The sequence below is a fragment of the Pseudoalteromonas aquimarina genome (genome assembly GCF_049257255.1).
Taxonomy (GTDB): Bacteria; Pseudomonadota; Gammaproteobacteria; order Enterobacterales; family Alteromonadaceae; genus Pseudoalteromonas.
On sequence record NZ_JBMMUG010000004.1, the window covers coordinates 358,615 to 371,803 of the forward strand.

General features: G+C 38.2%; 8 protein-coding genes. 3 read left to right on the top strand and 5 right to left on the bottom strand.

The window, feature by feature from the left end:
• Positions 1-2: 2 nt before the first annotated feature.
• Positions 3-689, bottom strand: coding sequence for a pirin family protein (locus tag AAEU29_RS12335; RefSeq protein WP_421973627.1), 687 nt, complete (start codon positions 687-689; stop codon positions 3-5).
• Positions 690-807: 118 nt separating this feature from the next.
• Between AAEU29_RS12335 and AAEU29_RS12340 the strand changes: the two genes are divergently transcribed.
• Positions 808-1,704 carry a LysR family transcriptional regulator gene (locus AAEU29_RS12340; RefSeq protein ID WP_421973628.1) on the top strand — a complete coding sequence of 299 codons (897 nt, stop codon included), beginning with the start codon at positions 808-810 and terminating at the stop codon, positions 1,702-1,704.
• Positions 1,705-1,759: 55 nt separating this feature from the next.
• On the opposite strand, the gene nhaD is transcribed toward AAEU29_RS12340, so the two are convergent.
• From nhaD to AAEU29_RS12360, 4 genes are all read right to left on the bottom strand, one after another.
• Positions 1,760-3,154, bottom strand: a complete 1,395-nt coding sequence (nhaD, locus tag AAEU29_RS12345; RefSeq protein WP_421973796.1) for a sodium:proton antiporter NhaD — start codon at positions 3,152-3,154, stop codon at positions 1,760-1,762.
• A 345-nt stretch (positions 3,155-3,499) separates the two neighbouring features.
• Positions 3,500-5,593, bottom strand: coding sequence for a M13 family metallopeptidase (locus AAEU29_RS12350; protein ID WP_421973629.1), 2,094 nt, complete (start codon positions 5,591-5,593; stop codon positions 3,500-3,502).
• A gap of 147 nt (positions 5,594-5,740) precedes the next feature.
• Positions 5,741-7,429 (bottom strand): diguanylate cyclase, encoded by a 1,689-nt coding sequence (locus AAEU29_RS12355; protein ID WP_421973630.1) that lies wholly within the window; start codon positions 7,427-7,429, stop codon positions 5,741-5,743.
• A 116-nt stretch (positions 7,430-7,545) separates the two neighbouring features.
• Positions 7,546-8,100 (bottom strand): hypothetical protein, encoded by a 555-nt coding sequence (locus AAEU29_RS12360; protein ID WP_421973631.1) that lies wholly within the window; start codon positions 8,098-8,100, stop codon positions 7,546-7,548.
• A gap of 208 nt (positions 8,101-8,308) precedes the next feature.
• On the opposite strand from AAEU29_RS12360, the gene AAEU29_RS12365 reads away from it, so the two are divergent.
• Together AAEU29_RS12365 and AAEU29_RS12370 are read left to right on the top strand one after the other, a co-directional pair.
• Positions 8,309-9,559, top strand: a complete 1,251-nt coding sequence (locus tag AAEU29_RS12365; protein ID WP_421973797.1) for a DEAD/DEAH box helicase — start codon at positions 8,309-8,311, stop codon at positions 9,557-9,559.
• A gap of 244 nt (positions 9,560-9,803) precedes the next feature.
• A complete protein-coding gene (locus AAEU29_RS12370; RefSeq protein ID WP_421973632.1) occupies positions 9,804-13,160 on the top strand; it encodes a methyl-accepting chemotaxis protein in 3,357 nt (1,118 codons plus the stop codon).
• Positions 13,161-13,189: the final 29 nt, after the last annotated feature.

Below are 13,189 nucleotides of genomic sequence, written 5' to 3' on the forward strand. Positions count from 1 at the left end.
GATTAGCTTTTAGTAATAACAATACATTCACTGTACGTTATTGCAGTAATACTGATTTTTTCAGCCCTGACGAGAGTGCCATCTAGAGCCAAAATTTGCTCATCCCCTTCGCTTAATTTCAATTCACCTTGGTATACATACACCATTGTTTTACCTTCGGTATGGTAAGTTTGCCCCGCTTGAAGCTTTACAATATGCATATGAGTTGTGCTATCGAAGGTGTCAGTTTGCGTTTTATCACCGCCATAAATATGGGTTACACCGATACCCTTGGGGTTGTAATGTTTATATGCTGCAGGACGACCAAACTCTTCTGGAAGCGCCCAAATCTGTAATAATCGGTTTTGAGAATTATTGGGGTTAATCTCATTATGTGAAAAGCCTTCACCACCTGCACGTTGAACTTGGGTTTCACCAGCTTTTAAGCTTTTACCGTGCTCAAGAGAGCCTTCATGGGTTACTTCACCTTCTAACATAACAGTAATGACATCAATTTCTTTGTGTGGATGCATTGTGGTATCGCCAAAAGGATTAAACTTTGCATCTGCTAAGTAAACAAATTGTCCTAAACCTTCAAAAGTGTTTGGTGATTTATGATTGCCAAATAATCGACTATCTGTAACTAAACGGTGCTCTGTTAAACCTCCAAACCCGCCAAGTGGCAGTGAGTTTCTTGTAAGTACTTTCATTGTGTTTCCTTGTAATTATTCGTGTTTAACCAATGAAGTAATATTAGGGTGTTTTTATTGTTCAATAAATATAGGTTTTTGGTTAACATAAATCCATAATTAACAACAATGATGTGTTATGCAAGACCTAAACGATATGATGGTATTTTTAGCTGTTGTTGAAACAGGCAGTTTCACACTGGCCGCTGAGCGTTTATCAATGCCTAAAGCTAATGTGAGCCGTAAAGTAACAAAGCTAGAAAATACGTTAGGCGTTACACTTTTAGAAAGAACAACACGTACTCAAAGGTTAACTGAAGCAGGTAGGGCCTATATTGCTCATTGTAAGCGGATTTATGATGAAGCTGAGTTAGCAAAAGGCGTTGCAGACAAAGCCCGTAATTCTATTTCAGGTCCCATTAAACTTGGATGTTCTGTGTCAATTGGGCAAGAAATTCTAAAACCCAATATTGCAGGGTTTTTGGCAAAATTTCCTGATGTTGAATTACAACTTAATTTGACCAATCAGCGAGTGGATATGGTCGAAGGCGGTTTTGATATGCTGATCCGTATAGGCAAACTGAGCGATTCTAGTTTGATTGGTAAAAAGCTGGGATGTGCAACACGCAGCCTTTATACAAGCCCAAAATATTTAGCATCATTAAATGTCGAACCTAATCTCGAAAACTTACATCGGTTAAATTGGTTGGTGATGAGTAGCAGTGTAAGTGCCCAAGGCATTACACTTTTTAATGCTAACAAAGAGAAACATGCATCATTTAAAGCAAAACTGATTGTTGATGATTTTAGTGTGATCAAACAAGCAACAATTGATGGTTTGGGTATTACTGTAATGCCAAACTATATGTGCCAAAAAGAACTTGAATCAGGAAAACTGGTTAAGGTGCTGCCAGATTGGCAACTGGAACCTTCAATGATGTATGCGCTTTATGCAAAAAATCGCGTTAATCTACCCAAAATTAATGCGCTTTTAACGTTTTTACAAACGGTATTTGAAAACAAGTTAGCATGCTAATAAAACTAATAAGGGAAGCAATTGCTTCCCTTTTAAATATTAGATTTAAATCATGTTAGGTATAAATACTGAAAAGATCCGCATTTAACCAAAGGTGAACTAATATACTTGCCGCATAACCAAGGGCAATTACTGGCGCCCATTTTAAGTGGCCAAAGAAAGTATAGTAACCACGTGCTTGACCCATTAAAGCAACGCCTGCCGCAGAGCCGATAGACAGTAAACTACCACCTACGCCGGCAGTAAGGGTGATTAGCAGCCATTGACCGTGTGATAATTCTGGTGACATCGCAAGTACAGCAAACATTACCGGAATATTATCGATAACCGCTGAAATAATGCCTAAGAAAACGTTTGCCGTGGTTGCAGACCACCCGCCATAAAGAACTTCTGACATTAAAGTAAGGTATCCAAGGAAGCCTAAACCACCTACACAAATAACAATACCGTAAAAGAACAGTAAGGTATCCCACTCGGCGCGCGAGACTTTCGCAAATACGTCAAATGGCACAACACTACCTAATGTTTCTAAGCGTTTTTGGTCGCCTTTACTCTCTGCAAGCGCTTTTTTACGCGCAAGTGAACCTGGCAGAGTCATGCGTAGGAAATAACCAAAGAACTGTAAGTAACCTAAGCCCATCATCATGCCAAGTACAGGTGGTAAGTGCAGTAAGCTATGACAAAGTACCGCTGTTGCTACAGTAAGTAAGAACAGACATAAAATACGAATGGCACCGCGTTTTAGTTCTACGTCTTCTTGTGCCGCAGCGGGTTGTTTACGTTCAACAAAGAAACTCATAATTGCCGCAGGTACCACGTAATTGGTCACAGAAGGGAGGAAAAGGGCAAAGAATTCAAAGAACTCAACTTTACCAGCTTGCCACACCATTAAGGTGGTGATATCACCAAATGGGCTAAATGCACCGCCAGCGTTTGCGGCAACGACAATATTAATACAACATAAGTTGATGAATTTTTTATCACCTGCGGCTACTTTCATGACAACGGCGCACATTAATAATGCAGTTGTTAAGTTATCGGCTATGGGTGAAATAAAAAATGATAACCAACCTGTTAGCCAAAAAAGCACAGGGTAACTAAACCCTTTACGCACCATCCAAGCACGCAGTGCGTCAAATACACGGCGTTCTTCCAATGCATTTATATAAGTCATAGCAACAAGCAAAAATAACATCAGCTCAGCAAATTCAAGCAAGTTATGCCTAAATGCAGCTTCTGTAACGCCCGGTAAGCCATTATTTATGTAATAGCTTCCTATTAAAATCCAAATGAGGCCTGCGGCAACCAAAACAGGTTTCGATTTGCGCATATGGAGTTTTTCTTCAAGCATTACTAACGCATACGCTAATACAAAGATAGCGATACAGATAAAGCCAACGGTACTAGTTGTTAAATCAAGAGGTTGGCCACCTACAGCAGATGCGGCCATTAATGACGGTGTAAACAGCGAGAAGCTGAACAGGAGTAAACACAAATACAGCTTATTTTTCATGGTGAAGCCTTGTTCTAAAATTGCAGCGTTTGTTAAAAAGCGCGCGAACAGTAACACAAAAAATTAACAAATTGCATAAGACAGAGGTCTAAATGGCTAAAATAATGGTTAATATCGGAAATAGATCAAAAGAATGGCTAATATGCTCACGATTTACTAGCGATTTTATTAAGACGAAGTGAGCAAGATGAGTCTTTGAAAATAAGTCTTTTAAAATCAAGATTATTTATTAGTTGATATAAAAAAGCCCAGCAATGCTGGGCTTAATTTTTGGTAATTAAATTACCAAATACGTACGCGCTCTTCAGGTTTTAAGTAAAGTGCATCGCCTTCTTTAACGTCAAACGCTTTATACCATGCATCATGGTTGCGCGGTGCAAGTGCACGGAAACGACCAGGTGCGTGTGTACCCGCACGTAATTGGTTAAGCATGCTTTGCTCAGTACGCTTTTCTTTCCATACTTGTGCCCACGCTAAGAAAAAGCGCTGGTCGCCAGTTAAGCCGTCAATTACTTCAGCTTCTTTACCATTTAAGCTTAACTTGTAAGCATGGTATGCCATAGCAAGGCCACCTACATCACCAATGTTTTCGCCAAGGCTGTTACGGCCGTTAACAAAGTTATCAGGAATTGGCTCGTACTTGCTGTATTGCTCTGCAAGTTTATCTGCTTTTGCTTCAAATGCTGCGCGATCTGCATCAGTCCACCAATTACGTTGAATACCGTTGGCATCTGATTTAGAACCCTGATCATCAAAACCGTGACCCATTTCATGGCCAATTACCGCGCCGATTGCGCCATAGTTAACCGCTGCATCTGCATTTGGATCAAAGAATGGTGGTTGTAAAATTGCTGCTGGGAAAACAATCTCGTTAAATGAACTGTTGTAGTATGCATTTACACGTTGTGGTGTCATGCCCCAACGGTTACGGTCTGTTTTTTCAAGCTCTTTAGCTGCGCTTTCAGCACGGAAAAACTGACGCGTGTTTTTAATATTGCCCATTAAGTCGTCTTTGGCGATTTTTAAGCCATCAAATTCTTGCCATACATCTGGGTAACCAATTTTAGGGTTAAATGCAGCAAGTTTTGCTTTTGCATTTACTTTGGTCTCTTCACCCATCCAATCTAAGCCATCAATACGCTCACCCAGTGCTGTGCGCAGATTTTCAACCAGTTCAGCCATTTGTGTTTTAGATGATTCTGGGAAGTAACGATTTACGTATACTTTACCAATTGCAAAGCCAAGTGATTCAGTGTCTGACATTTCGCTGATTGCACGTTTCCAACGAGGGCGAGGCTCTTGTTGACCGCTTAATTCTTTACCGAAGAATTCAAAGTTGTTTGCATAAATTTCTTCAGAAAGAAGGCTAGCATTACCGCGAATTGCGTGGAAAGTTAAATAGTCTTTCCATACATTAAGGTCTTCACCGTTAATTAGCGCGATCATTGCTTTAATTGGCTCAGGTTGAGACACATTTAACTGAGGTACTTTATAGCCTGTTTGTTCAAAATACAGATCCCAGTTAAAGCCAGGGTATTCTTTTGCTAAATCAGCACGTTTAATTTGGTTAAGCGTCAAGTCACGGTTACGACGCTTTTCACGTGGCCAGTGGCCTTCTGCAATTTTAGTTTCTAACGCTAAAATTGCTTTTGCGCGTTCTTCTGTGTTTTCAACACCCGCAAATTTTAGAGCGCTGGCAATATGTGCAACATAAGCATCACGTGTTTTTGCAAAACGCTCACTGTCTTCTAAATAGTATGAACGATCAGGTAAACCTAGACCGCCAGCACCCATCGACATCTCATATTGGTTTGGATCTAAACGGTTAAACCACATGCCACCCCAAATTGGCGAAGACACACCCGTTAACCAAGCATTACCAAATAGTTTTGTTAAATCATCCGTACCTTTAACAGCACTGATCTCATCTAATAAACCTTGGATTGGTGTAATGCCTTTTTTGTTGATTGTTTCAACGTCCATATAGGCATTGTAAAAGTCAGCAATAAGCTGCTCTTCAGCATTAAGATCTTCACGGCTGATAATATCGTCGATAATTTCTTTTACTTGCTTTTCACTGCGCTCAGCAAGCGCTGTGAATGCACCAAAGCGTGTTTTGTCGGCAGGCATAATGTAATTGTCGTACCAAGTACCACTTGCATACATAAAGAAGTCATCGCCTGGTTTAATTTCTAGATTACGTGCTGTTAAATCAACACCAAAGCTACCTAATTCCGCTTTGTTTTGAGTTTGATTTTCGGCAACTACTGGCGCAGCAGCTTGTTGTTTTTCTACTTTAGCTGTTTCAGCTTGTTGGTCACCACAACCACCAAGAAAGGCAGTTGCAAGTGCAACTGCTAGCATTGATTTTTTCATTAAGATTTCCCTTAGCGTTTATTTTTTCTATTTTGCGTTAAAAACAGCAAAACTTAGCTTGTTTTTAACCAAATTAAGACAAGATAGCAAATAGAACACGTTTAATAGCGCGCTGTTTTGTAAATAAATATGTCGGTAATACGATTATTACCCGTTAGTTTGCAATGCAAGTGAATTAACGCCATCCAAATCTAAGCAAATGACTTTATTACGGCCATTTTCTTTTGCTCTGTAGAGTGCTTTATCTGCATTAATGATTGCTGGTTTTAATAAACTATCTACTTGTGAAATACCAAAACTTGCCGTAATTGAAAGTGCATCATGGCATGCTGAACTGATCCGGGTATTTTCAATTTGTTTTCTAATATGTTCAATATGCTTAAAAGCGTTTGCTAAATCTTGTTTTGGTAAAGCGATAATAAATTCCTCTCCACCTAAACGCGCAACAATGGCATTTTCTGGAGTGAATTTTTGCAAAATATCAGCAAATGCAACCAATACTTCATCACCTACTTGATGGCCATATTGATCATTAAACTTTTTAAAGAAATCGATATCGGCAATGGCAATACACATCGGGGTATGACAATTCTTCTCAGCTAATAAACGTTCGACGGATTGATCAAAATAACGGCGGTTATAAAGTTGAGTAAGGGGATCTGTATTAGCTTGATATTGCAACTCTGCTTGTTCTTTTTCAATACGCTCTAACACACGAATTCGATAAGAAATGATGAATGCTAGCATAAACGATTCAAGCATGATGCCGATGCCAACACCGTGACTTGTGACGTAGGTATTGGGTAAAAGTCCTTTGTAATAGCCAATTGCGAGTAAATTAAAAATGAAGAATAAGCTGTGACCGAGTAAAAAGTACTTTGCTAATGGATTGCCCTTTCTCAAAATTGAAATACTAACACTCAGTGTCACAGCTATCATAATTGCTGCTAAGGTACTTGCAGGCTTTAGTGCAGCCACAATGTTGAACATACCAAAAACGAGATCTAAGAGAATGATCACAAGTACAAAAAGTAAGGCTTTATGTTCGGTGGGGTATAAGCGTTTTGTCTCAAATATGTTCATCATAAATAAGATTAAAAAACTGGGCATTGTTAACAACGAAAGATGTAAATGCATCATTGATTGACCATAAACACCAAATAACGTCGCTAAAAAGCCGTAAGATAAAGCAATCCATGTTGTGCCTGATACTAAATAAAGTGCATAGAAAATATTTTCTTTTTTGCGAGAAGAAATAAATAAGATGATGTTGTACAGCATCAGCGCGAGCAACATGCCGACCATAATCGCGATATCGTAGTTTTCGCTGACTAAAGCATGTTTTGAGTTTAATTCATCGTATAAACCAAGAGTGAACCATTGATGTGAGTATACATCACTTTTTAAATAAATATCATGTGAGCTGTATGCCGCAAGTGTGATTGGAAAAACGGCGGTGCCGCCAAAGAGCAATGGCTGGGCATTATTTTTGTTAAGTTGAATTGTATGTTGCTCAATTACTTCATCATTGGTCAACTGGAATAGAGAGAGTGTTTCGGTATGGTATGCCTCAGGAATATGCAAAAAAAGTTGCTTGGCAGATGACGAACTGTTGGATATAGAAAATCTAACCCAGGTTGTTTTAGCATCTGTGCCTAATGTTAGGCGATTAGATGCCGCAATAAATTGTTTGCTTTTAATTTCGTCTAAGCCTTCACGGCGTGACTTATCAACATAGTAATGTACTTTAAATTCACTTAAAGATGTTGCTGAATCGTCAATCGCAATATTCGCACTTGTTGAAAAACTTAATAAGAGTAAAAAAAATACCGTCATAAGGGGTAATGGTATGTGTTTTTTTACTATTTATGCCATGGATTTGGTTAAAAACATAACACAAGCTATTACATCAAACGCAAAAAGGCATCTCTTTTGGCTATGTAAGTAAATTACTAATTAATAATGTTTTCCAAATCTTGTGAATTCTGTCTGTAGCATTGCAATGTGAATAGTCGTAACTTGTACAACGCATAGCACACAGCGGCAGTAATAACCGAGTAAACAATGCCACTGAGTGCACCAAATACAATGCAGAGGCTCAAAGCAAATCCTAAAATACATTCAGCACGATATGCCTTTACTAAAAAAGCAATAAATGCGATTGCAATAATTAATATTCCAACATAGTCGGCGTAACCCAAATACACACTACCTGAAATAGTCGCGCCATAATTAAATGACAGCAAAAAGCCAATTAAAGTAAAGGTAGTGGCTTTTGCTCGTTTACGGGCATTTTGCTTAAACCGAGTTTGAATCAAACAAAGGCAACTATATACAAAGGTTGGCATTAAGATAACTGTTAACCAGTTAGGTAATTCAAATGAGTAAGGATAGGTTGAGAAAGTATAAATCGTTAAAATGTTGTGATTAGCCTCAAAATTTAACAGCGATAGCTGAAGCATTGCTGTAAACGCTGTGACACTCCAAATAAATTTGTTTTTTAACATTTCCCACACCAAGTAACATCTTTTTTTATTCTTTAATGGCAAAAGTCGCGCCAAAAATAAAATCATTTAAATTCAACATCCTACATTTTAAGTTGATTGTGTGTTTTGGGTGTTTAGTTAGATTTTAGTGAACTTGGTAAGCAGAGTTAGTCTTTTTCACAACTTTCAATGATATAATTTTGTGACTTTGCGCTTAATTACATTAACTATGGCATTTTCAGATTTTCGTTTAAACAAAACGCTTTTAACTACACTGCAACAATTAAATTATTTAGAGCCTACACCAATACAGCAATTGGCGATCCCTGAAGTACTAAAGGGCGCTGATTTAATAGCCCATGCGCAAACAGGCACAGGCAAAACGGCGGCCTTTATGTTGCCAATTATTCATCATATTTTAGAACAAAATGAAGTCTCATCTTTACCAAGTAAACAAGTAAGCGCACTTGTATTAGTGCCGACAAGAGAACTCGCTCAGCAAGTTGCTAAGGCTTCAGAAAGCTATAGTCAAAACAGTCAAATTAGCGTTGCCTGTTTATATGGTGGGGCAAATATTGGCCCGCAAGAAAAACAGCTCGCAAAAGGTGTACAGATTGTGGTTGCCACGCCGGGTCGATTGCTAGACCATTTAATTAAGGGCACTGTCGATTTATCCCAACTAACCCATTTAGTGTTTGATGAAGCCGATCGCATGTTAGATATGGGGTTTATCGGAGAAATCAAACGCATCATGCGACGTGTTCCTGAAAAAAGGCAAACATTATTGTTCTCAGCTACGGTTGATGAGCATGTAATTAAAAATGTAAGCCCATGGCTAAACAACCCACAACGAATTGGTGTCGATGCGCCAAATACGGCAGCAACCAAGGTTGAACAATTATTTTATGCTGTTGATGAAGAACGTAAACGCGAATTAATTGCTTACACCATAGGTAAAAATAACTGGCATCAAGTGCTTGTATTTACCCGTACCAAAAATTATGCCGATGAATTAGCAAAAGAACTCAATAAAGATGGGCTCAAAACGCAAGCTATTCATGGTGACAAGTCACAAGGGGCTAGAAATAAAGCGTTAGAGCAATTTCGTGATGGTGAACTGCGTGTGTTGGTTGCAACCGATGTTGCTGCGCGAGGCATTGATATTCCAACGTTAGATTTCGTTATTAATGCTGAATTACCTTATGTAGCAGAAGATTATGTGCATCGAATTGGTCGAACAGGGCGAGCAGGTAAAGCAGGCACAGCAATTTCATTGGTTGGCTTAGATGAAAACTGGTTGCTTGAAGAAATAGAAGTACTTCTTGATGAACGCCTTACCCCGCAATGGTTAGCTGGATTTGAACCAGATCTTACTCGTGAACCTAAAGATAATCGTAAAAATACGGCAAAATCACGAAAGCAGCGTGATAAAAAACGCATTTTGGGGCAGCGTAGCACGCGTCGTCGCAAAAAGAACTAAGTAAAACTAGGTCCTAACTTTTTGAGACGTGTTTCATAAACTGAAATTTTTTGAAATGCGTCTCTTATTTTAAGCCTCTAATTAATTCCACTTATATTCCTTTCTAAACGCTCAATCTTAAAAATATTAGTCAATTAGCTTAGCTATTTTACTAATAAAATTTTCTTTTAATAAAAATAAACTATTTTGAAAAAGGTGTCGTATTAAATAATTGCTTTGCTAGCCAATCAATGGGGCGTTCATAATGCTAAAAAACCTTCCTATTTTGCTCAAGCTACTGCTAATTCTACTTATACCAAGTGCATTATGTGGCATGCTCATTTACCAATTAAATAAAACCAGCGAAGTGCAAATCACAGCTCAATTTGACATCAATAAGGTGATTGCGCTTACACAAGGGCTTAATAACGTTGCGCACAACTTTGCGGTTGAACGTGGAATAAGTGCCGGATTTTTGGGCTCGCGAGGAGCAGAGGGCAAACAAGCCCTTGCGGAGCAACGCTTAAAAGCAGATAAAGCAGCGGAAGCATTATTACTTGAGCTAGATAAAATTAAGACGCTATCACTAAATAAGCATTCGATTGAGGTGATTAACACCTTAAAAAAACAATTTGCAGAACGAGAAACCGTTCGATCAAAAGTGGATACACTCACAAGTGATTCAGATTTCTTTGCTTTCTATTCCTCACTAAATGCCAATGCCATCACGCTTACTGAAAAGTTATCGGTGTATATTACCGAGCCGACTTTAGCCGCTAAATTCAAAGCATCAATTCAACTAATCTGGTTAAAAGAGCATTTAGGGCAAGTGCGAGGAGCGCTTAATGGTATTTTTGCTAAAGGAGATTATGCGAAAGAGCGCGCAACCCAGGTTAATCAATTTTTGGCACAACTAGTTATTAGAGAAAGACAATTTAAGCACTATGCAAATGATGAATATTTGAGCCTTTATGAGACACTTCAAAGCAAAAAAGAAGTCGAAAATGTAAAATCAATGACGTCAATATTTACTAATAACGTAGAACTTCGAAACCAAAACAAAGCGCTAAAAGTTTTACTAAGCCAGAACGTTGTTAATCAGAATGAACTGTTAGAGCTTAAACAAGTTTTAAATGAGTTGAAGCCACTTGTATCAAATGAAATCTACCGTTCATTATCTGGTGAAATTAATTCAATACAGCCTAATTCTGAGATTGCGACTAAGAATTTAAAACGAATTAATTCACTTTTATCTACAACTGTAGTGCTACCAAAAGTAGATGCTAAAACGTGGTTTTTAAATGCCACAGAGGAAATAAAGCTTGTAAATGGTTTAATTCAAACACTTTCAAGTGAAATATCAACTAAGGCACAGCAAACCTTAACTAATACCCAAAAAACAATTGAAAAAGCGCTCTACACAGTCTTAGCTTTTCTTCTGATAAGCCTTGTAATGGGTTACCTTATTGCCCGTTCAATAAAACTTGCACTCAATCAGATCCAGCAAACAATCGAACAGGTTCAACAGGATAATAATTACAGCTTAAGAGTTCCTTTAAAACAAAAAGATGAAATTGGCAAAACCGCGGATAATATAAATTCATTGCTTGGCAATTTAAGAATGGCATTTGATGAAATAACCACAATGAGTGATGCATTAGCAAATGGACGTTATAGTGATATTAACTGTAAAGGCAGTTACACCGGCGATTTGGCAAGCTTAGTTAAACAAATCGAAACAGCAGGTAGGCAAGTAGGTACAGGTGTTGGCGAAATAAGTTCGGTGATGTCAGCTGTCAAACAAGGTGATTTTTCTAATACCATTCAAGCTGATTTAAAAGGGCAATTGGGTCAACTAAAAGAGGATGTTAATAATACAGTAATCATCTGTGACCAATCATTTAGTGCTATTACATCCGTTGTTACAGATTTGGCTCATGGTAATTTGAACAATCAATACGCCAATGATTTGACTGGTGAGTTTGGTAATGTACTCAATGCTGCAATTCAATGCCGAGACATTTTACAAAAAACAATAGAACAAGAAATTCAACAGCTGGTGGATGCTGCTTCCAAAGGCAAATTAGACGTTCAAATAAAAGAAACCGGTAAAGAAGGGTGTTTCTTGGCGTTAACTGTTGGCATAAACAAACTCCAAACTCTAAATCGCCAAGTGATCGGTGAGGTGGATAAGGTATTTGCTAACTTAGCAAAAGGTAGTTTAGCCACAAATATAGCGGGCAACTTCGACGGTGCTTATGCCCGATTACAGCAAAACGCAAACAAAACGATTTTAACCCTAGAGCAAATTATTGAAAAAGAAATTGCGAATATTGTTGACGATTGTTTGACTGGTGAACTCTCAACAAGAATAAATACACATGGTAAAGAAGGCTTCTTTCTCTCATTAAGTCAGTCACTTAATAACTTGGTATCTCTCAATCAAAATGTCATAAGTGAGTTGAATTCGGTGGCAAATTCTCTTGCTAATGGCAATCTCAATGTAAGTGTTGTTGGTGACTATAAAGGCGAATTTAACTCTTTGAAAGTTAATATTAATAAATCACTTTCAGAACTTAGCCAAGTGATAGAAGTTGAAGTGCAAGAGGTGATAAACGAGCTACAAGTAGGCAATTTAGATAAACGCATTGACAGTGAGAATAAACAAGGCTGTTTTTTACAGTTAAGTGACGGTGTTAATCAGATTATTTCTGTTGTGAGTCAGGTTCTGAATGATTTAGATAGTCTATTTGAAAACTTGGTTTCAGGTGATTTAACCGCTCGCGTAACAACACATTATGATGGGCAGTTTAAGCGTCTTAAAGAGAATGCGAATAATACGGTCAGCAAGTTAGACTCATTACTTTCTAATTTACTTACCCTTGCACAATCAGTATCGAACAGTGTGCATGAAATTGCCCATGCTAATGAAGATTTAAGAAGACGGACAGAATCGCAAGCAAGTGCAGTGGAGCAAACCAGTGTAAGTGTTCAGCGCGTTAATGAATCTGCAAAAGTAGCTCAATCAAATCTTATGGATACTGAGCAGTTGATGCTTACAATGCAAACTAATGCGAAAAGTGGTCAAAATATAGCCTTTGATGCTAAGGCAACTATGCAACAAGTGAGTGCTTCTAGCGAGCGAATTAAAAATATCATAGGTGTGATTGATGAAATTGCTTTCCAGACTAATTTACTTGCTCTTAATGCTGCTGTTGAGGCCGCAAGAGCAGGTGAACATGGTCGTGGATTTAGTGTTGTTGCAAGTGAAGTTCGAAATCTTGCTCAGCGAAGTGCGCAATCAGCAAACGAAATCAAATCACTTATTACATCTAGTGTTGAACAAGTAACTCAAGGAAATCTTCATGTTGATAAATCAAGTGAAGCGTTGGTGGGTATTGCAAGTTCAATAACCAATGCAAATGAAAAAATGGAAGAAATCGCAGAAGCTAATAAACAGCAAACGGCAAGCTTTAACGAAATTAATATTGCGGTAAATAATATTGAGCAAAGTACACAACAAAATGCAGCAATGGTTGAGCAAATTGCAAGTTCGGCAGCTGCACTTAACGAAGAAACAAAACGTATGGTGGAAGAAGTTAATTACTTTAAGGTAAGTTAGCATGAAAAGGAAAATACCTTTTCATGCTA